Source organism: Haloarchaeobius salinus (genome assembly GCF_024464185.1).
Taxonomy (GTDB): domain Archaea; phylum Halobacteriota; class Halobacteria; order Halobacteriales; family Natrialbaceae; genus Haloarchaeobius; species Haloarchaeobius salinus.
Genome location: NZ_JANHAU010000002.1, coordinates 648,278 through 673,722 on the forward strand (window position 1 = coordinate 648,278; position 25,445 = coordinate 673,722).

Below are 25,445 nucleotides of genomic sequence, written 5' to 3' on the forward strand. Positions count from 1 at the left end.
CGCAGTCGGGGAGTTTCCGGTGTCGCCTGTCCGCCAGATTGAAGCGCATCGTCGCCGTATCTCGGTCGAATGCGGCTCGACGACTACATCGAGGGACTGGAGCCCGACGAGTCCCAGCGCCGCCGACAGCTCGCCGAGGAGAAGTCCTACGCCATCACCGAGTACCTCGAGGACTTCCAGTCGCGCTTCGAGGAGACCGTGCAGGGCGACTCGCTCTACGGAGCCACGGCTCCCTCCATCTTCGTCGGTCGGACGAACTACCCGGACGTCTCGACGGGCCTGCTCTCGCCCGTCGCGGAGGGGGACCCCACCGACTTCGTCACCGACGGCCAGTGGTACCAGCAGGGCCTCGGCGTCGGCGACGTCGTCGAGCGGCGCACCGGCCTGCTGAACTCCCGCCGGCGCGCGAACGTGAACGTCGAGGACGTCTGGGACGGCTTCGTCGGCGTCCAGCGCGAGGTCGCCATCGCGGGCGACCCGGTCGACGTGGAGATCGGCCTCGACGGCAAGCTCGACCTCGACCTCGACGTGGGCGAGGGCGTGGCGACGCCGACCGGCCCGAGCGCCAGCGCCACCTCCGTCGACCTCACCGAGAACCCGTACGTCCCGCGCCCGGTGAAGAAGACGCTGGAGGACGACGACTGGCAGGCCCAGGGCGCGATGACGTACCTCTACCGGCGGGGTCTCGACGTGTACGACATCAACCGCGTGCTGTCGGCCGGTGCGCTCGGGCAGGGCGAGAACCGGCGGCTCGTCCCGACCCGCTGGTCCATCACCGCGGTCGACGACACCATCGGCCAGTACCTCCGGGGAAAGCTCCGCCACGCGCCGAGCGTCGACAGCGTCGAGGTGCGCATGAACGAGTACATGGGCAACCGCTTCTGGGTCGTCCTCGCGCCCGGCCAGTGGGAGTTCGAGCTCGTCGAGATGAAGGCCCCGGGCAGCGTCTGGAACCCCGACCCGTCCGGCGACATCTGGATGGGGAGCGCCTCGGAGGGCTACGAGGGCCGGACCGGCTACGTCGACGAGACCGCCGGGGCGTACTACGCCAGCCGGCTCGGCGTCCTCGAACACCTCGCCGACCGCGGCCGCCAGGCGAAGTGCCTGGTGCTCCGCGAGGTCAGCGACGACTACTGGGCACCGGTCGGCGTCTGGCAGGTGCGCGAGAGCGTCCGCAACGCCTTCGACGGGACGCCGTGGCACAGCGTGGACGAGGACGCGGTGGACGAATCGCTCGAGGGCGAGCACGGCGAGGCAGAGACGTTCCACGGGGCGGTCCGGACCATCGCACAGCGCCTGCCGGTCTCCTACGACCGGCTCCGCCGGAAGTCCGACCTCGTCGCCGGCGTGCAGAGCTCGCTGGGTGACTTCTGACCCGAAAACAGGCGTCGGCGACCGCGCTCAGGCCGTATCGAGGTTCTCGAACGCCGCCTCGACGAGTTCGCCGGTGTCGGCGACCAGTTCGTCCCAGTCCTCGTCGTTCGGTGCCATCCCGAGCAGCGGCGCGATCTTCATGATGGAGACGTGGTAGACGTGCTGCCGACCGGGCTCCTCCTCCCAGACGACGACGTTACACGGCATCAGTCCGCCGAGCTCGGGGCTCATGTCGAGCCCGCGGTCGGCCATCTCCGGGTTGCACGCCCCGAGGATGTAGTACGGGTCGCGGTCCGCGCCGATCTTCTCGGCGAGCAGGTCCGAGACGGAGAACTCGACGGCGGTGCCGAACCCCGCGTCGGCGAAGGCCTCGCGCACGTGCTCGATGGCCGCCTCGTGTTCCATCTCGAGCGTGGCCTGCTTCTTGCCGATCTCGTCGTCGCTCGGGGTCGGCAGTTCGACGTCGCTCTCGTCGTTGGATTCGAGTCCCATACTACAAGAGGCGGCTCGCAAGGGGAAAAACGTATCCTACAGCGGGACGGGCAGCCACTCCAGCCAGCCGTACACCGTCTCCGGTGGGATGAGCGGGTCGTGGATGACCAGCCAGTCGAGCAGCACCAGCCCGGCCCCGTGCGCGATGACGGAGGGCAGGATAGAGCCGCTCTTGTAGTCGACCGCGCCGAACAGCACGTCGGTCGGCCCGGAGAGCAGCATCTCTATCGGCGGCTTCCCGATGTGGTGCAGCGCGTAGACGACGGGACTGATGAACGCGGCCTTGATGCCGAAGCGCTCGCCGACGCCGACACAGAGCAGCCCCCGGTAGTACGTCTCGACGGCGACGACCAGCGCGAACTGCTTGGCGGCGTGGACGGCGAACGTGCCGGGCTCGCGCAGCTCGGCCGCGGTCGCCCACATCGGGTAGTAGTTCCGGATGGACGGCAGCGACGACCCGACGAGGTAGAACGGGAGCACGAACAGCGCGAGCAGCACGGCGTTCCGGACCGCGGTCCGGTCGACCCGGTAGCCGATCTCCTTGCCGTAGTACGTCGCGAGCGCCATCGGCCCACCGAAGAAGATGAGCCCGTCGATGACCAGCCGCTGGTCCAGCCCGGCCTGGTGGAACGTCATCCAGAGGATGGAGAGGACCGCGCCGGCGACGAGCGACCTCGCGGTCCAGGAGAGCCGGGACCAGCGCAGGGACGCGAGCCTGGGGCGGAGCCAGTCGACGGCATCGGCGACGACGCCGGCGTCCTGGCTCGACACGGCTCTACTCGTCCGCGGTCGCGACGGGGCCGCGACCGACGACGTCGCGGACGGCCTCCTCGAACTCCTGGCGCTTCTCGAAGTACGTGATGTCCACGTCCTCGAGGGCCGCGGAGAGCTCGGTCGGCCCGTCGGGCGTCCGGATGACGGCGTCGCCCTCGAGCGTCTCGAGTCGGCTCTTGGTGATAGGCCAGGTCAGGCGGGACGTGACTCGTGCGAGCGGTGCGCCCTCGACGGGTTCACCCTCGCCAAGCTCGACGGCGGGTTCTGCGTCTTCTTCCTCCTCGTCAGCCATGGTCGGGGGTTTGCAACCGCGTCGATTCAACCTTTCGCTTCCGCCCCCGATGTCTGACGTACTGTTTTGTGGTGGGAAGACCAACACGGGTGCATGACCAGTCTCGCGGACGTGTACGAGGACAACGTCGGGGAGGTCGAGGACCTCCGACGCTTCTACCTGGGGGTCGCACTGTTCGCGGCGGGTGCGTTGCTCACGGTGGTGGGTATCCTCGTCGGGGGGACCGACCTGCTCGGGGCGGTCGGCGTGGGCGTCTACGACGCACGGAAGGTCGCCGGGGTGCTGGGTGGACTCGGCGTGCCGGCCGTGCTCGTCGGCGTGTTCACGGTCCTGCCGGCGAGCAAGCGCATCCGAGCCGCCGCAGCGATCGGGGCGAGCCTCTGCGTGCTCGGCGTCGCGCTGTTCTGGTACGCCTACCCGACGTACTGGGTGACGGGCCCGCAGGAGCGCACCGGGCTCACCCTCCTCGTCGCGGCGGTGTACTCCTTCGGCGTCTTCGCCTCCATCGGCTGCCTGTTCAGCGCCGTCGTGACGTTCAAGACGCGCAACGACCCCGGCGGCACCGTCACGATGCAGGTCACCCGCGAGGGCGAGACCCGCGTCGTCGAGGTGCCCGCCGAACACGCCGAGCAGGCCGCCTACGGCGGTGTCGGCATGTTCGGTGCGGACCCCGACGGCTCCGTCGAGACGCAGACGAACCAGCCCGCACCGGGGTCGAACCAGTCCTCCGGCGGGGCAACGGCGTCGGCCGCGGCGTCGTCGCGGTCGTCCCGTGGTGGCGGGTCACCGGGGCTCGGTGGCACGGGCACCGCGACGAGCGACGGCGGGGCGTCGACCCGGGACATCCAGTCGCCGATGGACACACACGACGACGGCGAGGTGCTCCAGTCCGACTCGGGTCGGCGCGAGAAGAGCCTCGCCGACCGCTACTGCGGCAACTGCCAGCACTTCGAGTACGTCCGGACGAACCGCGGGATGCAGCCCTACTGCGGCGCGCACGACGAGGTCATGGACGACATGGAGGCGTGCCAGCAGTGGGAGCCGAACAACTAGCCGTCCGTAGCCGTCTCTCCTGACGTGTCCCGTACGTCCGCCAGCGTCGCGACCATCCGTTCCCAGTGGCTCCCCTTCCAGAACCGCTGGTCGCAGTCCAGACACCGCCAGACAGGGTCGGCATCGTCGGGGACGTACGCCGGCCGGGTGTCCGAATCGGCGGCGTCATCCCGGACGAGCCGACCGTTGCACCGCCCGCAGTGGACCGGTTCGGGGGCGGGTGTGAGCTCGACGCCGGCCGCGGCGAGTTCGCGGAGCTGTGGCTCCGTGTCGCGCTCCCGGAGCAGGACGGCGTCGTCGGCCCGCGCGGCGAGCCGTCCGTCCCGTGTGACGAGCGTGCGCTCCTCCTCGGCCGCCAGCCCGAGCACGGCCTCGTCCGCCTCCACGTCGCGGTCCAGCGCGTAGACGGTGTCGTGGCCGCAGAGCCGCAGGTAGGTCGGGAGGGTGCCGAGCATCGCGTCGAGGAGGTACCGCATCAGTGCAGGAACTCGCGGACGCCGTCGGCGTCGCGCGTGTTCAGCACGTCGGCGGCCTCGGCCCACCCCCGGCGGGCGGTGTGGACACCGAAGCGGATGTGTCCGAACGATGGCGTCCGGTGGGCGTCGGTGTCGATGGCGATGGTCGCGCCGGCGTCGACGGCGACCTTGACCGGGCCGCCGGAGAGGTCGAGCCGGTGCGGGTCGCTGTTGATCTCCAGCGCGACGCCCTCCCGTGCGGCGGCCTCGGCGAGCGCCTCGGCGTCGACGTCGAGGCCGGGCCGCTGATTCAGCAGCCGGCCGGTGGGGTGGCCGAGGATGTCGACCGAGGGGTGCTCCATCGCGCGGACGAGTCGGTCGGTGCCGTCGCCGTCGAGGGCGGCGTGTGGCGAGGCGACGACCACGTCGAGCTCTGCGAGCACGTCGTCGTCGACGGATATCTCGCCGTCGGCGGTGATGTTCGCCTCGACGCCGGTGAAGACGGTGATGTCGTAGTTGTCGGCGAGCTCTCGGATCTCGTGGGCCTGTTCGAGCAGTTCCTCGTCGGGGACGCCGACACCGCCGACGACGCCCGGGCCGGTCGCGTGGTCGGTGACGGCGATGTAGTCGTGGCCGAAGGCGGCCGCACCGTCGAGCATCGACTCGATGGACTCCGCACCGTCGGACCGGTCGGTGTGTGTGTGGAGGTCGCCGCGGATCTCGTCCGCGGTCAGCAGGTCCGGCAGGTCGTCGTCGGCTGCGGCGGCTATCTCGCCGCGGTCCTCCCGGATCTCGGGTGGAATACAGGGCAGGTCGAGCGCGTCGTACATCGATTCCTCCGTGTCACCGGCGACGCGCTCCCCCACGCGCTGGCCGGCGTCGGGGTCGTCCACGTCGCTCACGTCGAACGCGCCGTACTCGTTGAGCTTCAGGCCGCGGTCGATGGCGTAGTTCCGCAGGGCGACGTTGTGGGCCTTGCTCCCGGTGAAGTACTGGAGCGCCGAGCCGAACTCGTCGGGGACGACGACGCGCAGGTCGACGCGCATCCCGTCGCTGCGGACGCTCGCCTTCTCCGTGCCGGCCTCGATGACGTCGTCCGTGGCCTCCCAGTCGCGCAGGGAGTCGATGGCCGCCTCGCCGTCGTCGGTGCCGACGAGCACGTCGATGTCGCCGATTGTCGCCCGCCAGCGCCGGAGCGAACCCGCCACCTCGACGTGTTCGACGGGCGAGGCTCCCGCGAGGTAGCCGACGAGCTCGTCGGCGAGCGGGCGGGCGTCGCCGAGCAACGTCCGTTCGCCGGCGGACTTGGCAAACTCGATGTTCCCCAGGATGTTCTCCTCGGTCTTCGGGCCGAAGCCGTGGAGCTCGCGTATCTTCTCCGCGCGTGCGGCCGCCTCCAGGTCCTCCAGATCGGTCACGCCGAGCTCGTCGTACAGCGTCCCGACGGTCTTCGGGCCGACGCCCTCCACCCTGAGCAAGGCGTCGAGCGCGACGGGGTAGCGCTCGCGCAGCTCCGAAAGCTCCTCGATCTCCCCGGTTTCGGCGTACTCGACGATCTTCGACGAGATGGCGTCGCCGACGTGGTCCAGCTCGTCCACGGCGTCGGCACCCTCCGCGACGAGGTCGTCGAACGAGCCCTGGTAGTCGCGGATGCTCTCGGCCGCGCGGCGGTAGGCGTTCGGCTTGTAGTCCACGTCGTCGGCTTCGAGCAGGTCCGCCATCTCCTCCAGTCGTGCGGCGACGTCGTCCTGTAGTGTCATGTTCGTGGGCCACTGCCCTCGCGGCCGAGGGCCTTCTTCAGGAAGTTCATCCAGCGTTTCTTGTCCGCGGCGTCCTTCGCGTCGGCCTCCGCCTCGATGTTCGTCGGGCCGAGGCTCTCCAGTGCGTTCAGCGCGCGGTCCAGCCCGATGATGGCCTCGACCAGCTCCTCGCCCTCCGCCCAGCTCATGTCGGCCCAGTCGTTCTCGATGCGCTGCCGGCGCTGGAGCCGCTCGCGCCGCAGGTTCTTCTTCGCCTGCTGCACCCGCTCGCGCTCGCCCGTCGGGATGGTGTCCCGACGCTTGATCTCGAAGACGAACGACTGCAGGTCGATGGGCTCGCCCTGCACGTCGATGCGCTCGGGGATCTCCGCGCCCACGGTCGCCCCCTCGCGGTCGATGCGCGCGAGCAGTTGCTTCTGTTCGTACGCTTTCACACTCCAGAGTCGGGCCCGTGGGACCAAAAACTCTCACGCTGACGGGGGCGAATCCGTTCACAGTTCGACGCGCAGCAGTCCACGTGGCGCGCGACTGGCGAGACTGCGCGAGTGAAGCGAGCGCGTCGAGCCATCCGCGCGAGGGATGAGCACCGCAGCGGAGCGAGGAGCGCAGTCGGCTGGGGAGGCGTGAGGTGCGGTGCTGTGCGGGGCTTTCTGGCTGTTGTCGACCAGATAGTTCCCACAATCGCCATACTGCAACCGGCTCTACTGCGTCAGTTCGCTAGCCGAATCGAGACTCGAAACGACACCCGACTTCGTTGACACCTTCATGTGGGTACGGTCACACCAGGATGATAGGGGATACGAACTCCCCAGTCACGCCATGTCGACCACGAACCGAACCCGCAGCCAGACGAACCAGACCCGCCTCGACCTCTCACGAGCCGAGGAGTGGGTCGTCCACCACGTCGCGCTGTCCGCGCTGACGGACGAGAGCGACTCGCCCCACGCGCCGCAGCCGTGGTGGGCACTCGAGACCGCGAAGAAACTCGAAGCTGGCGTGCGCTCGTTCACACAGTTCGAGGGCTGGCGTCTGCGGGCCGAACTGCTCGCGTACGCCGCGAACCCGGCCACCCCGGTCGAGGACGCGGCGCGCGCACGGACGGTTGGCGACCGTCTCGAACGCATGTTCGCCCCGCCGCCGCCCGCCATCGAGAACGACATGGCGGTCGATCAGGCACTTCGACTGGATCGAGACTGATCCAATCCCGGACGGTTCCGAACCGTTCACCGGCCGGCGACGTACACAGCATCGCCGGCTACGATTCACCCCCTTCCTGACGAACTCCCGCCCGAGAGCGACGGTGTCCTGCCTCTCACGACGAGCCGAAAGCTGGCCGTACGGGACGGAACCGACTGTTCGCGGGCGGGTTCCTGCTACGCCGCGGTCTCCGCGTCGAAGGACGCGATGAGCCACACCACCGTCACGAACCCGGCGAGGACGTACACTATCGGGACGACTTTCCTGAGAAATTCGACGGGCCAGACCACGCCGAACACGTACCACGGGGCTGTTGCGAGCGAGTACGAAACCGACGGCAACCAGTGTCTCGCGATTCGCGGAGCGGTACTGAGTGCCAGATACGCATGGAACAGCACCATCGCAGGGACGACGACGAGGAGGAATAGCTGTGCTACGAGTGGACTGTAGCCGACGACGTACCGGTGCAGGAGGTAACCGAGGAATCCAATCGCGAATACGCGCTGGATACTGAGGAACCAGAGGCTCTCGTACGCCGTTCCGCGCAGTTCAGGACGAAGGTCGAGGTTCGGCAACTCCACTGACCGGCAGTTGTCACCATCGGTACTTGATTGCCCCTGTTTCGGAATCCCAACCCCTTTGCCGTCCGTGTTCGTACGGGCGACCAATGGCCAACTGCGACGAGTGCGGCGACGAGACGAACATGCCGTACACCTGCAACCGGTGTGGCGGGAAGTTCTGTGGCACCCACCGGCTGCCCGAGAACCACGACTGTCCCGGGCTGCAGTGGAACGACCCGCAGGGCGTCTGGGCCGAGGAGACGACGACAGCGAGCGACGACAGCGAAGGTGGCGTGCTGAGCGGCCTCACGGCAGACCCGTTCCGCCGCGGCGGCCCGCTGGCGTACTTCCGCGGGAACATGACGTTCGTGTTCCTCGGGCTGATGTGGGTGACGTGGGCGCTACAGTACTTCATCGTCCCGAACGTCACCGACATCCAGGCCGGCTCGCAGGCGTGGACCGACATCTTCGCGCTCCAGAGCGAGCACCCCGAGTACGTCTGGGCGTGGTTCACCTCCATCTTCTCGCACGCGCCCAGCCTCTACCACATCGCCGGGAACAGCATCGTGATATTCTTCTTCGGCCGATTGGTCGAGGAGTACGTCGGGAGCCGGGACTACATCTTCCTGTTCCTCGGGAGCGGCGTCCTCGCCGGACTCGGCCACATCGGCCTCGCACTGGTGACCGGCGAACCGACCGCGCTGTACGGAGCCTCCGGTGCCGCGCTCGCCCTGATGGGCGTGCTGACGATCATCCGCCCCAACCTCACCGTGCTCATCTACTTCATCATCCCGACGCCCATCTGGGTGCTCACCGGGCTGTACGCGCTCGTCAGCGTCACCGGGATCCTCGGCGGGAGCGTCATGCCCGGCGGGGGGAACGTCGCCCACGCGGCCCACCTGTTCGGCCTCGTGCTCGGCCTGCTGTACGGCCAGTACGTGAAGGACAAGGTGAGCCTCCCCCGGGAGACCAGCCTCGGCGGCGGCCGTCGCGGCGGCGGTGGCGGACGCGGCCCGTTCTGAGATGCGGACCGAGTTCGTTCCGGACCCGGCTGCCTCCCGCGCGGAGATGACGGCCCAGCAGCGCGACATCGCCGACGCCGCGACGTTCGCGGACGACTTCGCGTTCGACTGCGACGCGGTCGGCACCGACACCGGCCCGCTCGTCGCGGGCGTCGACCAGGCATTCCTCGACGATCGCGCGGTGAGCGCCATCGTCGTCACCCGCGGCGACAGCGTTGTCGAGCGCGCCCACGCCGTCTCGCCGCTCTCGATCCCGTACATCCCCGGCCTCCTGTCGTTCCGCGAGGGCAACCCCATCCTCGCCGCGTTCGAGGAACTGGAGACGGAGCCGGACTGCGTGCTGTTCGACGGGAGCGGCCGCATCCACTTCCGGCAGGCCGGGCTCGCGACGCACATCGGCGTCGTGCTCGATATCCCGAGCGTCGGCGTCGCCAAGAACCTGCTCTGTGGGACGCCCGAAGCGTCGACCGACGGCCTCCGGGCTGGCGAGCGCGTCGGCATCGACGCCGACGGCGACGTGGACGCGCCCGCGGGAACGAGAATCGGCTACGCCGTGCAGACGAAGCAGTACGACTCGCCGAACCGCCACGTCAACCCGCTGTACGTCAGTCCCGGCCACCGCGTCAGTGCCGAGACGGCGGCGGACTGGACGCTCGCCACGTCGGCGGGCTACAAGCTCCCCGAGCCGACCCGGCTGGCCGACGCACACGCCGCGGACGTGAAACGAACCATCGACACTTAGGTACCTCCCGGGTGAACGCCGGACCATGACCGCAGACGAGGACGACGACTCGCCCGAGGCGGCGAGCCCGACGGCGGACGACGAGGACGACGGGTCGTCCGGCCCGGAACCGACGCTTTCGACCGTGCTCATCACCGGCTGTTCCTCAGGTATCGGCCGTGCGACCGCGAAGGCGTTCCGCTCGGAGGGGTGGCTGGTGTACGCGACGGCGCGCGACGAGGACGACCTCGCAGACCTCGCCGACATCGGCTGCGAGACCGCCGAACTCGACGTCACCGACCGCGGACAGGTCGAACGCGTCGTCGACCGGGTCGTCGACGAGGCCGGCCACATCGACTGCGTGGTCAACAACGCCGGCTACGCGCAGCTGGGCCCCATCGAGGACGTTCCTACCGACAAGGTCCACGAGCAGTTCGACGTGAACGTCTACGGGCCACACCGGCTCGTCCGCGCCGTCGCGCCCCACATGCGAGAGGCCGAGGACGGCACGTTCGTCAACGTCTCCAGTGTCTCGGGCAAGCTCTCGGTCGCCGGCACGGGCGTCTACTCCGCCTCGAAGTTCGCCGTCGAGGCGATGAGCGACGCGCTCCGGAGCGAGCTGCGGGAGTTCGACGTGGAGGTCGTCGTCGTCGAACCTGGTCCCGTCGCCACCGAGTTCGGGGACCGAGCGGAGAGCGAGGTCGACGACCTGCCGCGTTCCGAGGCCTACGACGACCTCTACGAGATCTTCGAGGACGCGAGCCTCGTCGCGGGCGACGGTCCGCTCGCCGTCTCACCCAACGAGGTCGCAGCGGTCATCCTCAACGCGGCCAGCAGCACCGACCCGGCGACCAGATATCCCGTCGGCGTCGTCGCGAAGTACGGCCTGCTCGCGCGCTACCTGCCCGACCGGATCCGTGACGTGGTCGTCGGGCTCGTCCGGCGCTTCGCCACGTAGGACCGCGAGGAACGGACTGTGGCTATCGAGAACCGCGACGAACTGGCGACGACGCCGGCCCGCGAGACGGCACTCTCCTGTGTCGCGGCCGGCATCGAGGCGGCGCTCCCGGAACGCGTCGTCGCGAACCGGGTGGCGCTCGACGGCGGGGTGTTGACGGTTGCTGACGCGCGCTACGATCTCGACTCCTTCTCGACGGTGCTGCTCGTCGGTGCGGGCAAGGGTTCGGGCCGACTGGCCGCGGCGCTGGTCGACGCACTCGACGGCCGAGTGGATGGGGGCGTCGTCGTCACCGACGAACCGACCGACGCGAGCCCGGTCGACGTGCTCGTCGGCGACCATCCCGTCCCGACGGTGCGCAACGTCGACGCGGCCCGCCGGATTCGGGACTGCGTCGCCGACGCCCCCGACGACGCGCTCGTTCTCGTCGCGCTCACCGGCGGCGCGAGCGCGCTGCTGACGCTACCCGCCGGCGACCTCACCGTCGACGACCTCGCCGGCGTGACGCGCGACCTGCTCGACGCGGGTGCGTCCGTCTCTGCGCTCAACGCCGTCCGGAAGCACTGCTCGGCGGTGAAGGGTGGGCGGCTCGCCCGGACGGCGGTACCGGCGCGGCTCGTCACACTCGCGATCTCGGACGTGGTCGGCGACGACCCCTCCGTCGTCGGGAGCGGGCCGACGGTACCCGACGGGACGACGTACGCCGACGCGGCAGCCGTCCTCGACCGGTACGACGTGCCCGCACCGACCGTGCGCGAGCACCTCCAGCGCGGTGTGGACGGGACGGAACCGGAGACGCCGCGCACCGACGACCCGGCGTTCGACCGCGCCGGCTACCACGTGCTGGCGAACGCGGAGACGGCGCTGTCGGCGGCGGCGGCGGTCGCCCGCGAACGCGGATGCGAACCGCTCGTGCTCTCGACCAGCGTCGAGGGCGAGGCGCGCGAGGCCGGCCGGTTCCACGCGGCCGTCGCTCGTGAGATTCGCGCGACCGGCCAGCCCGTCGACCCGCCGGCGGTGCTGCTCTCCGGTGGCGAGTGCACCGTCGGCGTCCACGGCGACGGTGCGGGCGGGCCGAACCTGGAGTTCGGGCTGGCCGCGGCGCTGGACCTGTGCGGGAGCGACGACGTGGCGGTCGCTGCGGTCGATACGGACGGTCGCGACGGCTCGACGGACGCGGCGGGCGCGCTCGTCGACGGGGCGACGGTCGACGACACGGCCGCTGCGCGGGACGCCCTCGCAGACAACGACAGCCTCGGCTATCTGGACGGACGGGATGCGGTGCTGAGAACGGGCGCGACGGGGACGAACGTGAACGACCTGCGCGTCGTGGTCGTGGAACGGGAACAGTAGCCGGACGGTCACCGACGCCGGTTCCGCCGCTTCGGCGGGACGTTCCCGCCGGGTGCGTGGACGACGCCCTCCCTGTCCCCCTCACCGGTGGCGAGCAGGAACGCGAGGAGTCCGAGCGGGAACAGCAGCGCCGTCCCGAGCAACCCGCCGACGAGCATCGAGGCCTCGCTGACGTGGACGATACCCGCCTCGGGGTTCCCGACGACGACGGCTCCGCGCATCGCGTCGCTGTCGCCGCTGGTGCAGGCGTACGTGCTGACGCCGTCGCCGTCGAACGTGAGCGAGTAGGTCGCACCGCCGACGTCGGTGGGCTCGCTGGCGAACACGCCGTCGCTGTCCTGCACGTCGTGTGCGCCGCCCCCGCCGGTCCACTCCCAGACGACGGTCGTGCCCGGGTCGACCCGGACTGCGGCGGGTTCGAACGCGTGGTTGCCGCCGTTGCCGGCCGCGCCGACCGCGACGGTCACCTCGTCCTGCCCGCGCATGTCGGCGGTGCCCTCGTAGTTCTCGACGCCGTCGAACCAGTCGCCGTAGTCGGGTTCCGCCTCGACGAGCCCACCGAGCCCGATGTCGACCGGCACGTCGCCGACGACCACCGCGGCCTTCATCCCCATCGCCTCGTGGGGGACGCAGACGTACGTACTGACGCCCTCGTCCTCGAAGGTGTGCTCGAACGTCGCGCTCGCGTCGTCCACGAGGTCGCTCTCGTACGCGCCGTCGGTCGCGGCGACGTTGTGCATCCCGCCCTCGCCGGTCCACTCCCAGACGACGGTCGTGCCGGGGTCGACCCTGACCGCCGCGGGACCGAAGCCGAACGCGCCACCGTTGCCCGGCGTTCCGACGCCGACGGTCACCTCGGACTGGCCCCGCGCGTCGACGAGCCCGTCGAAGTTGTCGACGTTCTCGAACCACGCCGCGAGTTCGGGCGTCTCCTGTGCCCGCGTAGGCGTGCTGGCGGCACCGGCGAGTGCGGTGCCCGCTGCGAGGGTCCCGACCCCACGGAGGACGGTTCGGCGGTCGACGTCGGTGTGTGGCTGGCTCGTGTTCATGAGCGAACATACGCGTACCCCGTATAAACAACGTTTTAGGTCTCCCAAAAAGCGGGAAACGTATTCCGTGTATAAGCAACCGTATGTGTTCTGTTAGGCTGTAAACCATGAGTTCCAGCACGTCACGACGGCGGTTCCTGCAGGCGGTCGGAGTGGGCAGCGCGACGGCCCTCGCGGGCTGCACCATCGGCAGCCAGCGCGACGACCTCTCCGTCGTCGAGAACGAGCTGGGGAGCCCGGCATCGCTCTCGCCGGCCGCGGCGGTCGACGTCGACCGCGTCGCCGCCGACCCGCGGGACATCCCCGCCCCGATCACGCGGACGGAACCCGCGACGGTAGCGGTCGAGATGGAGACGACCGAGGTCACCGCCGAGGTCGAGCCCGGCGTCACGTTCACGTACATGACCTTCGACGGGCAGATCCCGGGCCCGATGGTCCGGGCGCGCGTCGGCGACACCATCGACCTCACCATCCGGAACAACGAGGCGAACTCGATGGTCCACAACGTCGACTTCCACGCCGCCCGCGGCCCCGGCGGCGGTGCCGAGGCGACGACGGTCGCCCCCGGCGAGGAGGCCCGACTCCGCTTCCGGGTCACCTACCCCGGTGCGTTCGTCTACCACTGCGCGGTCGCGAACGTCGACTACCACATCTCGGCGGGGATGTTCGGCCTCATCGTCGTCGAGCCCGAGGAGGGTCTCCCGGCGGTCGACCACGAGTTCTACCTCGGCCAGCACGAGCTCTACACGACCGGCGCGGCCGGCGAGGAGGGCCACCACGAGTTCGACTTCGAGGCGATGGCCGCCGAGGAGCCGACGTACGTGCTGATGAACGGCCAGAAGTACGCCATCGGCCCGCAGGGCTACGACGAGATGCAGGTGAACACGGGCGAGACCGTCCGGCTGTTCTACGCGGTCGGCGGCCCGAACCTCACCTCCTCGTTCCACCCCATCGGCAGCGTCTGGGACGAGGTCTGGGAGCAGGGGGCGCTGGCGAGCCAGCCGGACCGCTTCGTCCAGACGACGCCCGTGCTACCGGGCTCCTCGGCCGTCGCGACGATGTCGTTCCCGGTTCCCGGCCCGGTCAAGCTCGTCGACCACGCGCTCAGCCGCGTGGCCAGAAAGGGCTGTCTCGCCGTCATCGACGTCCAGGGTCCCGAGGATACGACGGTTTTCGACCCGGAGCCGGCGTAGGGCGGCGGTGAACGCCCGCTCGGTTTCTGCTCGCAGCGCGTTCAGTCCAGACAGGCGGCCACGATCCTCAACATCCGCTCGCCCCGCACCTCGTCGGCGAACAGCGGGACGCGGCGCACGTCGGTCCCGCGGAACAGCTCCTGTGCCTCCGCCAGCGCGGACTGCTGGACGTCCCAGCGGCGCTGGCAGAACTCGCAGTCGGCGAGGTTCGGCTTCACGAACTCGTCGGCGTCGACCGCGTCGGTCACGTCGGCGAGGTCCTCCATCACCCGGTTGACGACGACGGTCCCGACCGGGATCTCGAAGTCGGCGAGCTGTGCGCGCAGCCGGCGGGACTCGAAGACGCTCATCTCCTCGGGCACCATGACGATGCGGAAGTCGGTCCGGTTCCGGTCGCGAAGGACCGCCCGGAGGCGCTCGATGCGGTCGGCCAGCTCGTCGAGGTCGGGCGACTGCTGGGTCGCCTCGTCGCCCCCGCCGAACATCCCGCCGAGCCCGCCCATCAGGCCACTGAGTCGCTCGCGCATCTTGGCGATGCGGCCGACCATCGTGTCCATGACCTCGGGGAGTTCGAGCAGGCGGAGCGTGTGGCCCGTCGGCGCGGTGTCGACGACGACGCGGTCGAATCGCGGGTCGTCGAGGTACTCCAGGAAGAGCTGCATGGCGGCGGCCTCGTCCGCGCCGGGCATCGCGCCGCCGAGCATCGAGCTCATGGGGTCCTCGCCGTCGCCGCCGAGCATGTCGCCGAGGCCGCCCATCGGTCCCTGGCCCATCGCGTCGTCGCCGGCCATCGGCCCCGCGCCGGAGTCGTCGCCGAAGGGGTCGCCATCCTGCCCACCGCCCGCGCCGCCGAACAGCGCCTCCCCCTCCGCCATCGCCTGCTCGGGGTCGATCTCGGCGGCGAACAGCGGGATCTCCTCGCGGATGCGCGTCGGCTCCGCTGGAATCTCCGTCTCGAACGTGTCCGACAGCGAGTGCGCCGGGTCCGTAGAGACGACGAGCGTGCGCGTCCCGTCGGCCGCGCTGGCGAGGGCCGTCGCGGCCGCCATCGTCGTCTTGCCGACGCCGCCCTTCCCGCCGTAGAGGACGTACTCGGGGGCGTCGACGCCGTCCAGCGCGTCCGTCGTCGCTTCGTCGAGATTCTCGTCCACCGCGTCGACCTCGATGCCGTCGGCCGGGTGGGTGGTCTCCTCGGCGTGGTCCGCGCTCGCGTCGTCGGCGTCCTCGACCTCGTCGACCGGGTCGACGCTGATGTCGCTCATGCGCCCGGGTATCGGCCGACGACTTGTGTACTCATCGGTCCCGCTATCGGTTGTGGGCCGGAGGCAGTGAGAGAGAGAGGGAAACGGGACGCATCTTCTTTCCCCCACCTGTTGGGATAGCCTCACCCGAACCGCTCGGCGAGCCGGTCGGCGGCCTCCTCGACCCGGGGCGTGACGAGCGCGAACCGGAACCAGTCGTCGAACGCCTCGCCGAAGGCTTCCCCGGGCATGCCAGCGACGCCGGCGTCGTCGATGAGTGCTTTCGTGTTCGCGATGGTGCCGGGGTAGCCGTCGAACCGGGCCATGACGTAGAACGCGCCGTCGGGCTCGGTGTACGCCGCGCCGGCCTCGTCGAGCGCGTCGGTGAAGGTGTCGACGCGGTCGGCGAGGAGCTGGCGGTTCGCCTCGTGGTACGCGGGGTCGGTGTGCCGGAGCGCCTGGAGGACGGCGTGCTGGCCCGGGCGCGTGGTGGCGACGTTGACGAGCATGTGCCGGGCCTTCGCGGCCTCGACGTGCTCCTCGGGGAAGACGGCGTAGCCGACGCGGAAGCCCGTGATGGCGAACGTCTTCGAGAACGAGTTCGTCACGATTCGGTGGTCGGAGTCGACCGACAGCGCGCTCGAAAAGCGGCCCGAGCGGTCGTAGTGGTCGTACACCTCGTCGCTGACGAGGATGGCGTCGTGCTCCTCCGCGACGGCGACGAGCTCGCGGATGGTCTCCTCGGGGTAGACCGCGCCCGTGGGGTTGTTCGGCGAGTTGACGACGATGCAGGCGGTGTCGTCGCTGGCCGCCTCGCGCACCGCCGCGGGGTCGAGCGTGCCGTCGTCGTCGGTCGGGACGAACCGCTGCGTGCCGCCGAGCATCGAGGTCTTGCCGGGGTAGTACGGATAGACGGGGTCCGTCAGGATGACCTCGTCGCCGGCACCGCGTTCGAGCGCGCGGGCCATCGCGAGGTAGTTCGCCTCGCCGCCGCCGTTCGTGACGACGATCTGTGACTCGTCGACGCCCCGGCGTGCGGCGATCTCCTCGCGCAGGTCGCGCAGGCCCTCCGAGGGCGCGTACTGGAACTCCGACTGGTCGAAGTCGGCGTACTCGCGCAGGCCGTCGCGCAGGGGCTCCGGCGGCTCCCAGTCGGGGTTCCCACTGACCATGTCGACCACGTCGCGGTCGGCGTGGACCGCGTACGACATGATCTCGAAGAAGAGCGGTTTCTCGTACTCCATGGTCGGCCAGTCGACGCCCGAGTGGGTCTTTCTTTCGGGTCCGACGGACCGGCTGTGGTAGGGAGGGCATTACGAAGGCAACACTTGCCCCGCGGCACGAACGTTCACTCGACACCGAGTCAGAATCGACCGCCAGTTCCCGGAATCTTCTTTAACGGTGCCGGGGTGTCTCCGCATACGAATGGCAGTACTCTGGCTGGACGACATCCGGGCCGACGACCTGGAATCGGTCGGTGGCAAGGGGGCGTCCCTGGGCGAACTCACGGGTGCAGGGCTCCCCGTGCCTCCTGGGTTCGTCGTCACGGCTGAGACGTACCGGGAGTTCATCGAGGCGGCAGGCATCGACGAGGAACTGTTCGAGGCGGTCGACGTTGACGTCGACGACACCGAGGCGCTCGCCGAGGCCGAGGCGCGCGCGAGCGAACTCATCCTGGGAGCGGAGTTCCCCGACGAGCTGCGCGAGGAGATACTCGACGCCTACAGCCACGTCGGCGACGGCGAGGCGTTCGTCGCGGTGCGCTCCTCGGCGACCGCGGAGGACCTCCCCGACGCCTCGTTCGCGGGCCAGCAGGAGACGTTCCTCAACGTCACCGAGGAGGACCTGCTCCAGCGCGTGCGCGAGTGCTGGGCGTCGCTGTTCACCCAGCGCGCGATCTACTACCGCACCCAGCAGGGCTTCGCACACGACGACGTGAACATCGCGGTCGTCGTCCAGCAGATGGTCGACGCCGAGAAGTCCGGCGTCATGTTCACCAGCCACCCGTCGACCGGCGCGGCGACGATGATAATCGAGGCCGCGTGGGGGCTCGGCGAGGCCGTCGTCTCCGGCAGCGTCTCCCCCGACAACTACCACCTCGACCGCGACTCCGGCACGGTCGAGGAGGTGACCGTCGCGGACAAGAAGGTGCAGATGATAAAGGACCCCGAGACGGGCCACACGGCCGAGGTCGAGGTGCCGACCGACCAGCGCGAGGCCCGCGTGCTTTCGGACGACGAGCTCGCCGAGCTGCGCGAGCTCGGCATCACCGTCGAGGAGCACTACGAGACGCCGCAGGACGTGGAGTGGGCGATCGCCGATGGCGAGGTGTACATGCTCCAGTCCCGGCCGATTACCACCATCGCCGAAGGTGACGTGGGCGAGGCCGACGAGACGCGCGTCGACCCCGACATCGACAGCGACACGCCGGGCGAGGCGAGCGCGACCGACGGCGGCGGTGGCGACGACGTGCTCGTCCGCGGCCTCGGCTCCAGCCCGGGCATCGCCTCCGGCCGGGCGCGCATCGTGAAGAAGCTCGACCAGCTGGACAAGGTCGGCGAGGGCGACATCATCGTCACCGAGATGACGACCCCCGACATGGTGCCCGCGATGCGCCGTGCCGCCGGCATCGTCACCGACGAGGGCGGGATGACCAGCCACGCCGCCATCGTCTCTCGCGAGCTCGGCGTCCCCGCCGTCGTCGGCGCGGGCGATGCAACGACGACGCTCGACGACGGGCAGATGATCACCCTCGACGGCGACAAGGGGACCATCCGCGAGGGCAAGACCCAGACCGACGAGGAGCGCGAGCCCGTCGAGGAGGTCCGCCCGCAGGCCCCGGTGAAGCCGATGACCGCGACCGAGGTGAAGGTCAACGTCTCCATCCCGGAGGCCGCAGAGCGCGCGGCTGCGACCGGTGCCGACGGCGTCGGCCTGCTCCGCATGGAGCACATGATCCTCTCGACCAACAAGACGCCCGAGCGCTACATCGCGGACCACGGCGAGGAGGCGTACGTCGACGAGATCATCGACGGCGTCCAGCGCGTCGCTGAGGAGTTCTACCCGCGCCCGGTCCGGGTGCGGACGCTCGACGCGCCGACCGACGAGTTCCGGCAGCTCCAGGGCGGCGAGGACGAACCCCAGGAGCACAACCCGATGCTCGGCTACCGCGGCGTGCGCCGTAGCCTCGACCGGCCGGAGGTGTTCAAGCACGAGCTGGAGGCGTTCCGTCGCCTGTTCTCGATGGGCTACGACAACGTCGAGATCATGCTCCCACTCGTCAACGACGCCGAGGACGTCCTCCAGGTCCGTCAGCTGATGGAGGAGGCGGGCATCGACCCGTCCAAGCGTCGCTGGGGCGTGATGGTCGAGACGCCGGCCGCCGCGCTCTCCGTGGGCGAGATGGCCGACGCCGGCATCGACTTCGCCTCCTTCGGTACGAACGACCTGACCCAGTACGTCCTCGCGGTGGACCGGAACAACGAGAACGTCGCCGACCGCTTCGACGAGCTCCACCCGGCCATCCTCGAACTCATCAGCCAGACCATCGAGACCTGCCGCGAGCACGACGTCGACACGAGCATCTGCGGGCAGGCCGGCTCCAAGCCCCAGATGGTCCAGCACCTCGTCAACACCGGCATCTCCAGCATCTCCGCGAACATCGACGCCGTCCGCGACGTCCAGCACGAGGTCAAGCGCACCGAGCAGAAGCTCGTGCTCGACTCGGTCCGGTAACCGCGGTTGGCGGTTCGAGGGGTCCGTTTTCCGGTGCGTCGTCTCGGTCGGTGCAGGTAACTCCGCTAGTGTCTGTAGTCCGAATAGAGCCGGTGAAAGCCCGATGCCAGCGGTTGAGGGTGTCCCTCGTGATACTGCTGAGCGGCTGGTAGTTGTCTGATGGCGAGCATTCCCGCGACAGGTCCGATGACTCCGACACCGACGTCCACTTTCGTCCCGGGATCCTGGGCCGTACCTACGCCACCCCGTGGCCAGTTGCTGGATGTCGGGCACGCTCAGACGTTGCCCCGTCGATGACTCAGTACAGTCAGTATGAGCGGTGACCGACAATCCACGACGGATCGGAAGTTAACACATATATCAGACAACCGTGTGCTCCTACGTTACATGCAATTCTGTGACGGGTGTGGTTCGATCATGCACACGGAGGGCGACACGTGGGTGTGTCGCTCCTGTGAGAACGAGGAGCCACGGGACTCGCAAGCAGAAGCGGCGATGACGACCCAGGATGGACAGCGGGACGACGGGTCACCCGACGTGGCCGACGCGACCCAGGGATCCACCGAGACGATGCAGGAGCCCTGTCCGGCGGACGACTGCGATAGCGACCGGGCCTACTACGAGATGATGCCGAAGCCGGGCGGCTCCTACGAGGTCCGGCTGTTCACCTGCGTCGAGTGCGGCCAGAAGTGGCGCGAGTCCTGACGGCGCATCTCGCGGACCCCGCCGTTGGCACATGCACAGACCGCCACAGCAGCGTCTCAACTCCCTGGGTTACTCGGTCTCGGAGCCACACGCCGACGCCAAACCGGCTCCCACGACGTTCTCGAGGCGATCACCGACCTCTGTCACGAGAGCCGTCGTTGGAACACGCTATCTCCAGAGACGGAACCGAACACGGGCAGTGTTCGGACTCCTCGGTAACCCAGACCACCCGACTCGCAGACCCGCTCAACAGCCGATTCGCCCGTCTCCAGTTGAATCTACCACCGACGCGACTCCACCACGCTCACCCGCGAACGCAACCCCTAAATTCCACAACCCGAAGATAGAGGCATGCGCGGCCAGCCACAGGCGTTCGACCGGGTGCTCTCCTCGATGTGCACGGAACCCCACCCGGTCGCCCGCGAGGCCGCAGAGCGGTTCCTCGCCACGAACCCCGGCGACCCCGCGACGTACCAGAGCGTCGCGGACCTGGAGGACGAGGCCATCGCCGGTCTCGGCGAACTCGTCGGCCTCGACGACCCAGCGGGCTACATCGCCAGCGGTGGTACGGAGGCGAACATCCAGGCGGTGCGCATCGCCCGCAACCGGGCGGTGTCGAGCACGCCGAACGTCGTCGTGCCGGAGAGCGCGCACTTCTCGTTCCAGAAGGCCGCCGACGTGCTCTCGGTGGAGCTCCGGGTCGCCCCGCTCACCGACGACTGGACCGCCGACGTGGGTGCAGTGCGCCGGTTCTGCGACGAGGACACCGCGCTCGTCGTCGGCGTCGCCGGGACGACCGAGTACGGCAGGGTCGATCCCATCCCCGAACTCGCCGAGCTCGCGGACGACGTGGGCGCGCTCTGTCACGTCGATGCGGCCTGGGGCGGCTTCGTCCTCCCCTTCACCGACCACGAGTGGCACTTCGGGCACGCCGACGTCGACACGATGACCATCGATCCGCACAAGATGGGCGCGGCGGCTATCCCGGCGGGCGGGCTGGTCGCCCGCGACGGCGGGCTGTTCGACGCGCTCGCCGTCGACACGCCGTACCTCGAGTCGGCGAAGCAGGCGACGCTCACGGGCACCCGCTCCGGTGCGGGCGTCGCGAGCGCGGCGGCGGCGATGGACGAACTCTGGCCCGACGGCTACCGCGAGCAGTACGAGCGGGCGCAGGCCAACGCCGAGTGGGTCGCCGACGCGCTCTCCGAGCGGGGGTTCGACGTGGTCGAGCCCGAACTGCCGCTGGTCGCGGTCCCGATGTCGGACGAGCTGTTCGAGTCGCTGCGCGAGGCCGACTGGCGGGTCTCCCGGACCGCGGACGGCAAGCTCCGCATCGTCTGCATGCCCCACGTCACCCGCGACGTGCTCGAGGCGTTCGTCGCCGACGTCGACCGACTGCAGCCCACTGCGAACATTAACACTTAGGTCGGCGGACCGCCGAGGCGAACGTAGTGTCCACCGTCTCGACCCCGTCGCTCGCCCTCCTCGACACGTTCCTGTCCGTCGATCCGGTGGTCTGGCTCCCGCTCTCCGAGTTCATCCCCGACTTCGCCGGGCTGGCCGAGGCGGTCCGGAACGCGTCGGGCGTCATCGGGCTCGCCATCATCGCTGTCTACTCCTTCCTCATCGCGTTCGTGCTGCCGCTCCCGAGCGAGGTCGTCCTCGCCCCGGTCAGGACGGGGACCCTCGCGCTCGGGCTGCCGACCTACCTCGAGTACGCCATCGTCATCGTCGTCAGCGGCGTCGGGAAGGCTGCGGGCAGCGTGTTCGCGTTCCACATCGGACAGGAGGCCAAGGAGTCCGGACCCGTCGTCCGGTTCCTCCGGAACTCGCGGTTCAACATCATCGAGTGGTCCGAGAAGAAGTCCGTCGAGCTCGCCCGGCGGTACGGCTACGTCGGGCTGGCGATGGCGCTGTCGGTGCCGTTCTTCCCCGACACCATCTCCATCTACGCGTTCGCGGTGCTCGAACGCGACTACAAGAAGTTCGCGCTGGCGACGTTCGCGGGCAGCGTCGGCCGGCTGCTCGTGACGATGGGTGCCTTCGGCGTCGCGTTCGTGTTCCTCTAGAGCGCGTGGCCGACGCCCCACCCGACCACGACCGCGAGCAGACAGGCCGCGAGCGTCCCGAACGCGTTGAGCGCCGCCGCGAGCCAGCGGCCGCGTTCGAGCCGGTCGACGGTCGCGACGCCGAACGAGGAGAACGTCGTGAACGCGCCGCAGGCCCCGGTGCCGACGAGCAGTGCCACGTCGCCACCCGGGCTGGCCGCGGTGAGCGCGGCGAGGACGAAGCTCCCGACGACGTTCACCACGAACGTCCCGCGGGGGACGGCCTCCTCGCGTCGGGTGAGCGCGACCGAGACGAGCTGGCGGCCCACCGCACCGACCGCGCCGCCGAGGCCGACGAGCAGTGGGGCTGGTAGATTCATGCCGGCACCTCCCTGCTTCCGACCCGGCCCGCCGCCAACCGGCCGACACCGACCCCCGCGAACCCGAGCGCGTACGTCGCCACGACGTAGCCGACGGCGACGGCCGGTTCGCTCGTCGCCGTGCCGACGACGAACGTGCTGTACGTGGTGAAGGAGGAGAGGAAGCCGGTGCCGACGGCGAGACGGGCCCGGCGGGGGACGCGGTCGCGGTCGAGCGAGACGAGGAAGCCGAGCAGCACGCAGCCGACCACGTTGGCGGCGAGCGTGCCGGCGAGACCCGTCGGGACGCCCGCGAGCGCGAGGTCGACGCCCCACCGGGCGTTCGCGCCGGCGAAGCCGCCGCTCGCGACCAGCGCGAGCGTCCGTGCATGGGTCCCGTCGCTCATCGAGACGGAGTGTCGCAGCACGGGTCAAAAGTCCGCCGACTTCGGACGAACGCGGTCGCTCGCGTGGAACTGTCGAACAACGACCCCCGTTCTACACGTCCCCGAGTCTCGTTCAGAAGACGTACTCGTCTTCGTGGCCCATCATCCCGTCGTCCTCGTAGCCGCCACCACCGGGCTCGTCGTCGTCGATCGGCCCACTGGTCTTGTAGGCCTTGATCCCGGTCGAGATCAGATCCTCGATGGCCTCCTCGCGGTTCACGAACTCTCCACGCTCTACCATCTGCGTGATCTGCATCTCGAGATGTTCGGGGATGTTGATTTCGACCTTTGGCATCAGTGGTAGGGGCTTCGGTGATGTGGTATTTAAGCCTGTTGGGGATGGCAGCGCCGGTGCACGACCGGTCGTTTCGAGGGGACCACGGGGGCCGGTTCGGACGGTCCCCGCCCCCGTGGACGCCGCCCGTTCTCACCGAGTCGGTTCCGTCACCCCTACGGTAGCGCGGCCCCGAATGGTGGGTATGAGCGTCACCGACGTCACGGACCTCTACGAGGAGTACGGCGAGGACCGACTCCCGCCGGGCCAGCGCGAGACCTCGAAGTTCCCCGTGCTCTCGAAGGGGAACACCCCGAAGTTCGACCCCGACACGTGGGAGTTCCGCGTCACCGGCGCGGTCGAGGACGAGCTCACCTTCGACTACGACGAGTTCCGAAACCTCCCGAGCGTGACGCAGCGCCAGGACTTCCACTGCGTCACCGGCTGGTCGAAGTTCGACTGCGAGTTCGAGGGCGTCACCTTCCCCGAACTCGCCGAACGGGCCGGCGTCCACGACGACGCCACCCACGTCATGTTCTCGGCGCTCGACGACTACACGACGAACCTGCCCCTCGAGGAGTGCATGCGCGACGAGGTGCTCTTCACCTGGCAGTTCGACGGCGAGGACCTCCCGCCGGACCACGGCGGCCCCCTCCGGGTCGTCACGCCCCACAAGTACGCCTACAAGGGCGCGAAGTGGGTCTGCGGCGTCGAGTTCCTCACCGAGGCCGAGCGCGGCTACTGGGAGCGACGCGGCTACTCGAACACCGCCAACCCCTGGAACGAGGAACGGTACAGCTAGATGAGGGCACGTCGCTGATTCTGCGAAGTGATGTGGTGCCTTCAAGTAGAGAGACGGCGGTTCGATCGGGGGTCAATCCATGTGTATCGAGCTCTTCGAAGACGGGTCAGTTGGTGTCGGTGCTGGCTCAGATGCAGCACGATCCCGGTATGACCCCGAGCAAACCTAGGTGGCTTCGGACGCGCGCCTCCGATAATGAACACCCTTTATACGACCGCCCCCTGAGATGGGGGCAATGGAACGAGCGGGCAGCGAGGCGGGCGTCGCGAGCGCGACGCGCGAGGACGCCACACTCGTCAGCCGGAGTCGCCCCATCGCGGACGTCTCCTTCCGGGCCTTCCTCGCGGCACGCGACCCGCCGCGTCTGCAGTGGGCCAGCCACGAGGGGCTGGAGCTTTCGGGCGCTGGGGTCGCCGCCCGGCTCACGGCCAGCGGCGAGGACCGGTTCGAGTCGGTCCGGACCGCCGCCGAGGGGCTGTTCGCCGACGCCGACTGCTCCAACTCCGACGCGCCGCGACCCCGCCTCGTGGGTGGGTTCGCCTTCCTCGACGACCACGAGCCGGAGCCACCGTGGGCCGGCTTCCCCGCCGCCGAGTTCGTCCTCCCCGAGGTGCAGCTCACGCGGACCGACGACGGCACGTGGCTCACCGTGAACCGGTACGAGCCCGACGCGGACCCGGACGACGTCGCCACGGCGCTCGACCGGGAGGTCGACGCCGTCGGGGACCTGCCGAAGATGCGGCCCGCCGGGACACGACCGGGCGTGACCGAGGTTCGACGCCCGACGCCGAAGGAGGTCTGGACCGCACAGGTCGCCGACGCCGTCGAGCGCGTCGAGGCCGGCGACCTGCAGAAGGTGGTGCTGGCCTGCGCGCTGGAGGTCGACCTCGCGGGCGTGGTGGACCTGCCGGACGTGCTCGAACGCCTGCGACGGACGTACCCGAACTGCTACCGGTTCCTCGTCCAGCCGACGGAGGAGGCCGGCTTTCTCGGTGCACCGCCGGAACGACTCGTCAAGCGCACGGGCCGGCACGTCGAGACCGAGGCGCTGGCCGGCTCGGTCGGGCGCGGTGGCACACCCGAGGCCGACGCCGACCTCGCCGCCGAACTCGTGGAATCGGCGAAGATACAGCACGAGCAGCGCCTCGTCGTCGACGCCATCTGCGACCAGCTCGCGCCGCTCGGCGAGGTCTCGGAGGGCGAGCAGACGGTCCGGAAGCTGGCGAACATCCAGCACCTCCGGACGCCGATCACGGTCGACCTCGACCGCGAGACGCACGTACTGGACATCGTGGGGGCGCTGCACCCGACGCCCGCCGTCGGCGGGCTCCCGCCCGAGGTGGCGGCGGAGACCATCCGCGACGTGGAGACGTTCGAGCGCGGCTGGTACGCCGCGCCCATCGGCTGGTTCGACGCGGACGGCGACGGTGAGTTCCTCGTCGGTATCCGGTCCGGGCTGGCCGGTGGCCGCAGCGCCACGCTGTTCGCGGGCAACGGCATCGTCGCGGACTCCGACCCGCAGGAGGAGTGGGACGAGGTCCAGCTGAAGTACCGCCCGCTGCTCGACGAACTCGAGTGACCC

General features: G+C 69.5%; 27 protein-coding genes. 14 read left to right on the forward strand and 13 right to left on the reverse strand.

What is annotated here, in order from left to right:
- The first annotated feature begins 69 nt into the window (after positions 1 to 69).
- Positions 70 to 1,374, forward strand: a complete 1,305-nt coding sequence (gene nreA / locus NO345_RS09905; protein WP_256298800.1) for a DNA repair protein NreA — start codon at positions 70 to 72, stop codon at positions 1,372 to 1,374.
- A gap of 27 nt (positions 1,375 to 1,401) precedes the next feature.
- Here nreA and NO345_RS09910 read toward each other — a convergent pair whose 3' ends face one another.
- From NO345_RS09910 to NO345_RS09920, 3 genes are read right to left on the reverse strand one after another with little or no spacing between them, the layout of a single operon-like run.
- Positions 1,402 to 1,866: a DUF302 domain-containing protein gene (locus NO345_RS09910; protein WP_256298802.1), complete on the reverse strand. Its 465-nt coding sequence runs from the start codon at positions 1,864 to 1,866 to the stop codon at positions 1,402 to 1,404.
- Between the two features lie 36 nt (positions 1,867 to 1,902).
- Complete coding sequence (locus NO345_RS09915) at positions 1,903 to 2,637, reverse strand: CPBP family intramembrane glutamic endopeptidase (RefSeq protein ID WP_256298804.1); 735 nt, start codon at positions 2,635 to 2,637, stop codon at positions 1,903 to 1,905.
- A gap of 4 nt (positions 2,638 to 2,641) precedes the next feature.
- The gene (locus NO345_RS09920; protein WP_256298806.1) at positions 2,642 to 2,932 is read right to left on the reverse strand and encodes a DUF5789 family protein; all 291 of its coding nucleotides are present in this window, start codon (positions 2,930 to 2,932) and stop codon (positions 2,642 to 2,644) included.
- Positions 2,933 to 3,025: 93 nt separating this feature from the next.
- Here NO345_RS09920 and NO345_RS09925 point away from each other — a divergent pair, with 93 nt between their 5' ends.
- The gene (locus NO345_RS09925; protein ID WP_256298808.1) at positions 3,026 to 3,985 is read left to right on the forward strand and encodes a cell division protein CdpA domain-containing protein; all 960 of its coding nucleotides are present in this window, start codon (positions 3,026 to 3,028) and stop codon (positions 3,983 to 3,985) included.
- On the opposite strand, the gene NO345_RS09930 is transcribed toward NO345_RS09925, so the two are convergent.
- Genes NO345_RS09930 through NO345_RS09940 form a run of 3 tightly spaced genes read right to left on the reverse strand, consistent with a single transcriptional unit; the run spans position 3,982 to position 6,634 of the window.
- A complete protein-coding gene (locus NO345_RS09930; protein WP_256298810.1) occupies positions 3,982 to 4,461 on the reverse strand; it encodes a Mut7-C RNAse domain-containing protein in 480 nt (159 codons plus the stop codon). The two genes, NO345_RS09925 and NO345_RS09930, sit on opposite strands and share 4 nt — an antisense overlap.
- Positions 4,461 to 6,200, reverse strand: a complete 1,740-nt coding sequence (polX, locus tag NO345_RS09935) for a DNA polymerase/3'-5' exonuclease PolX (RefSeq protein ID WP_256298812.1) — start codon at positions 6,198 to 6,200, stop codon at positions 4,461 to 4,463. The genes NO345_RS09930 and polX overlap by 1 nt, the downstream gene beginning before the upstream one ends.
- Positions 6,197 to 6,634 (reverse strand): DUF5788 family protein, encoded by a 438-nt coding sequence (locus tag NO345_RS09940; protein WP_256298814.1) that lies wholly within the window; start codon positions 6,632 to 6,634, stop codon positions 6,197 to 6,199. Before NO345_RS09940 ends, polX begins: the two co-directional genes overlap by 4 nt.
- A 385-nt stretch (positions 6,635 to 7,019) precedes the next feature.
- On the opposite strand from NO345_RS09940, the gene NO345_RS09945 reads away from it, so the two are divergent.
- A complete protein-coding gene (locus NO345_RS09945) occupies positions 7,020 to 7,397 on the forward strand; it encodes a DUF7853 family protein (RefSeq protein ID WP_256298816.1) in 378 nt (125 codons plus the stop codon).
- Positions 7,398 to 7,573: 176 nt separating this feature from the next.
- Here the strand turns inward: NO345_RS09945 and NO345_RS09950 are convergent, their stop codons facing one another.
- Positions 7,574 to 7,978 (reverse strand): hypothetical protein, encoded by a 405-nt coding sequence (locus NO345_RS09950; RefSeq protein ID WP_256298818.1) that lies wholly within the window; start codon positions 7,976 to 7,978, stop codon positions 7,574 to 7,576.
- Between the two features lie 86 nt (positions 7,979 to 8,064).
- Between NO345_RS09950 and NO345_RS09955 the strand changes: the two genes are divergently transcribed.
- The 4 genes from NO345_RS09955 to NO345_RS09970 are packed head-to-tail and all read left to right on the forward strand — an operon-like array spanning position 8,065 to position 12,011.
- Positions 8,065 to 8,979: a rhomboid family intramembrane serine protease gene (locus NO345_RS09955; protein ID WP_256298820.1), complete on the forward strand. Its 915-nt coding sequence runs from the start codon at positions 8,065 to 8,067 to the stop codon at positions 8,977 to 8,979.
- Position 8,980: 1 nt separating this feature from the next.
- Complete coding sequence (locus NO345_RS09960; RefSeq protein ID WP_256298822.1) at positions 8,981 to 9,721, forward strand: endonuclease V; 741 nt, start codon at positions 8,981 to 8,983, stop codon at positions 9,719 to 9,721.
- A gap of 25 nt (positions 9,722 to 9,746) precedes the next feature.
- The gene (locus tag NO345_RS09965) at positions 9,747 to 10,658 is read left to right on the forward strand and encodes an SDR family oxidoreductase (RefSeq protein ID WP_256298824.1); all 912 of its coding nucleotides are present in this window, start codon (positions 9,747 to 9,749) and stop codon (positions 10,656 to 10,658) included.
- Positions 10,659 to 10,682: 24 nt separating this feature from the next.
- Entirely contained in the window at positions 10,683 to 12,011 is a 1,329-nt protein-coding gene (locus NO345_RS09970) for a glycerate kinase type-2 family protein (protein ID WP_256299573.1), read from the forward strand.
- Between the two features lie 8 nt (positions 12,012 to 12,019).
- On the opposite strand, the gene NO345_RS09975 is transcribed toward NO345_RS09970, so the two are convergent.
- A complete protein-coding gene (locus NO345_RS09975; protein ID WP_256298826.1) occupies positions 12,020 to 13,060 on the reverse strand; it encodes a halocyanin domain-containing protein in 1,041 nt (346 codons plus the stop codon).
- A gap of 107 nt (positions 13,061 to 13,167) precedes the next feature.
- Here NO345_RS09975 and nirK point away from each other — a divergent pair, with 107 nt between their 5' ends.
- Entirely contained in the window at positions 13,168 to 14,253 is a 1,086-nt protein-coding gene (nirK, locus tag NO345_RS09980) for a copper-containing nitrite reductase (protein WP_256298827.1), read from the forward strand.
- A 41-nt stretch (positions 14,254 to 14,294) separates the two neighbouring features.
- Here the strand turns inward: nirK and NO345_RS09985 are convergent, their stop codons facing one another.
- Both NO345_RS09985 and NO345_RS09990 read right to left on the reverse strand, forming a co-directional pair.
- A complete protein-coding gene (locus NO345_RS09985; RefSeq protein ID WP_256298828.1) occupies positions 14,295 to 15,515 on the reverse strand; it encodes an ArsA family ATPase in 1,221 nt (406 codons plus the stop codon).
- A gap of 122 nt (positions 15,516 to 15,637) precedes the next feature.
- Positions 15,638 to 16,738 (reverse strand): pyridoxal phosphate-dependent aminotransferase, encoded by a 1,101-nt coding sequence (locus tag NO345_RS09990; protein WP_256298829.1) that lies wholly within the window; start codon positions 16,736 to 16,738, stop codon positions 15,638 to 15,640.
- Positions 16,739 to 16,919: 181 nt separating this feature from the next.
- On the opposite strand from NO345_RS09990, the gene ppsA reads away from it, so the two are divergent.
- The 4 genes from ppsA to NO345_RS10010 all read left to right on the forward strand — a co-directional run bounded on the left by ppsA (position 16,920) and on the right by NO345_RS10010 (position 22,003).
- Entirely contained in the window at positions 16,920 to 19,229 is a 2,310-nt protein-coding gene (gene ppsA / locus NO345_RS09995; RefSeq protein WP_256298830.1) for a phosphoenolpyruvate synthase, read from the forward strand.
- Between the two features lie 387 nt (positions 19,230 to 19,616).
- Complete coding sequence (locus NO345_RS10000; protein WP_256298831.1) at positions 19,617 to 19,934, forward strand: RPA12/RPB9/RPC11 RNA polymerase family protein; 318 nt, start codon at positions 19,617 to 19,619, stop codon at positions 19,932 to 19,934.
- A gap of 351 nt (positions 19,935 to 20,285) precedes the next feature.
- Positions 20,286 to 21,359: a tyrosine decarboxylase MfnA gene (gene mfnA / locus NO345_RS10005; protein WP_256298832.1), complete on the forward strand. Its 1,074-nt coding sequence runs from the start codon at positions 20,286 to 20,288 to the stop codon at positions 21,357 to 21,359.
- Positions 21,360 to 21,385: 26 nt separating this feature from the next.
- Positions 21,386 to 22,003, forward strand: a complete 618-nt coding sequence (locus tag NO345_RS10010; protein ID WP_438266763.1) for a YqaA family protein — start codon at positions 21,386 to 21,388, stop codon at positions 22,001 to 22,003.
- Here the strand turns inward: NO345_RS10010 and crcB are convergent.
- The 3 genes from crcB to NO345_RS10025 form a co-directional block, all read right to left on the reverse strand.
- Positions 22,000 to 22,362 (reverse strand): fluoride efflux transporter CrcB, encoded by a 363-nt coding sequence (gene crcB / locus NO345_RS10015; protein WP_256298833.1) that lies wholly within the window; start codon positions 22,360 to 22,362, stop codon positions 22,000 to 22,002. The two genes, NO345_RS10010 and crcB, sit on opposite strands and share 4 nt — an antisense overlap.
- Positions 22,359 to 22,748: a fluoride efflux transporter FluC gene (locus NO345_RS10020; RefSeq protein ID WP_256298834.1), complete on the reverse strand. Its 390-nt coding sequence runs from the start codon at positions 22,746 to 22,748 to the stop codon at positions 22,359 to 22,361. The genes crcB and NO345_RS10020 overlap by 4 nt, the downstream gene beginning before the upstream one ends.
- A gap of 112 nt (positions 22,749 to 22,860) precedes the next feature.
- Positions 22,861 to 23,082 carry a ribbon-helix-helix domain-containing protein gene (locus NO345_RS10025; protein ID WP_256298835.1) on the reverse strand — a complete coding sequence of 74 codons (222 nt, stop codon included), beginning with the start codon at positions 23,080 to 23,082 and terminating at the stop codon, positions 22,861 to 22,863.
- 184 nt (positions 23,083 to 23,266) lie between these two features.
- On the opposite strand from NO345_RS10025, the gene NO345_RS10030 reads away from it, so the two are divergent.
- Positions 23,267 to 23,863 (forward strand): sulfite oxidase-like oxidoreductase, encoded by a 597-nt coding sequence (locus NO345_RS10030; RefSeq protein ID WP_256298836.1) that lies wholly within the window; start codon positions 23,267 to 23,269, stop codon positions 23,861 to 23,863.
- Positions 23,864 to 24,098: 235 nt separating this feature from the next.
- The gene (locus tag NO345_RS10035) at positions 24,099 to 25,442 is read left to right on the forward strand and encodes an isochorismate synthase (protein WP_256298837.1); all 1,344 of its coding nucleotides are present in this window, start codon (positions 24,099 to 24,101) and stop codon (positions 25,440 to 25,442) included.
- Positions 25,443 to 25,445: the final 3 nt, after the last annotated feature.

What these genes read in the sequence shown, in the direction of transcription:
- nreA (WP_256298800.1), top strand. Translation starts at nt 70, where the DNA reads ATGCGGCTCGACGACTACATCGAGGGACTGGAGCCCGACGAGTCCCAG.
- NO345_RS09910 (WP_256298802.1), bottom strand. Translation starts at nt 1,866, where the DNA reads ATGGGACTCGAATCCAACGACGAGAGCGACGTCGAACTGCCGACCCCG.
- NO345_RS09920 (WP_256298806.1), bottom strand. Translation starts at nt 2,932, where the DNA reads ATGGCTGACGAGGAGGAAGAAGACGCAGAACCCGCCGTCGAGCTTGGC.
- NO345_RS09925 (WP_256298808.1), top strand. Translation starts at nt 3,026, where the DNA reads ATGACCAGTCTCGCGGACGTGTACGAGGACAACGTCGGGGAGGTCGAG.
- NO345_RS09930 (WP_256298810.1), bottom strand. Translation starts at nt 4,461, where the DNA reads ATGCGGTACCTCCTCGACGCGATGCTCGGCACCCTCCCGACCTACCTG.
- polX (WP_256298812.1), bottom strand. Translation starts at nt 6,200, where the DNA reads ATGACACTACAGGACGACGTCGCCGCACGACTGGAGGAGATGGCGGAC.
- NO345_RS09945 (WP_256298816.1), top strand. Translation starts at nt 7,020, where the DNA reads ATGTCGACCACGAACCGAACCCGCAGCCAGACGAACCAGACCCGCCTC.
- NO345_RS09955 (WP_256298820.1), top strand. Translation starts at nt 8,065, where the DNA reads ATGGCCAACTGCGACGAGTGCGGCGACGAGACGAACATGCCGTACACC.
- NO345_RS09960 (WP_256298822.1), top strand. Translation starts at nt 8,981, where the DNA reads ATGCGGACCGAGTTCGTTCCGGACCCGGCTGCCTCCCGCGCGGAGATG.
- NO345_RS09965 (WP_256298824.1), top strand. Translation starts at nt 9,747, where the DNA reads ATGACCGCAGACGAGGACGACGACTCGCCCGAGGCGGCGAGCCCGACG.
- NO345_RS09975 (WP_256298826.1), bottom strand. Translation starts at nt 13,060, where the DNA reads ATGAACACGAGCCAGCCACACACCGACGTCGACCGCCGAACCGTCCTC.
- nirK (WP_256298827.1), top strand. Translation starts at nt 13,168, where the DNA reads ATGAGTTCCAGCACGTCACGACGGCGGTTCCTGCAGGCGGTCGGAGTG.
- NO345_RS09985 (WP_256298828.1), bottom strand. Translation starts at nt 15,515, where the DNA reads ATGAGCGACATCAGCGTCGACCCGGTCGACGAGGTCGAGGACGCCGAC.
- NO345_RS09990 (WP_256298829.1), bottom strand. Translation starts at nt 16,738, where the DNA reads ATGGAGTACGAGAAACCGCTCTTCTTCGAGATCATGTCGTACGCGGTC.
- ppsA (WP_256298830.1), top strand. Translation starts at nt 16,920, where the DNA reads ATGGCAGTACTCTGGCTGGACGACATCCGGGCCGACGACCTGGAATCG.
- NO345_RS10000 (WP_256298831.1), top strand. Translation starts at nt 19,617, where the DNA reads ATGCAATTCTGTGACGGGTGTGGTTCGATCATGCACACGGAGGGCGAC.
- mfnA (WP_256298832.1), top strand. Translation starts at nt 20,286, where the DNA reads ATGCGCGGCCAGCCACAGGCGTTCGACCGGGTGCTCTCCTCGATGTGC.
- crcB (WP_256298833.1), bottom strand. Translation starts at nt 22,362, where the DNA reads ATGAATCTACCAGCCCCACTGCTCGTCGGCCTCGGCGGCGCGGTCGGT.
- NO345_RS10020 (WP_256298834.1), bottom strand. Translation starts at nt 22,748, where the DNA reads ATGAGCGACGGGACCCATGCACGGACGCTCGCGCTGGTCGCGAGCGGC.
- NO345_RS10025 (WP_256298835.1), bottom strand. Translation starts at nt 23,082, where the DNA reads ATGCCAAAGGTCGAAATCAACATCCCCGAACATCTCGAGATGCAGATC.
- NO345_RS10030 (WP_256298836.1), top strand. Translation starts at nt 23,267, where the DNA reads ATGAGCGTCACCGACGTCACGGACCTCTACGAGGAGTACGGCGAGGAC.
- NO345_RS10035 (WP_256298837.1), top strand. Translation starts at nt 24,099, where the DNA reads ATGGAACGAGCGGGCAGCGAGGCGGGCGTCGCGAGCGCGACGCGCGAG.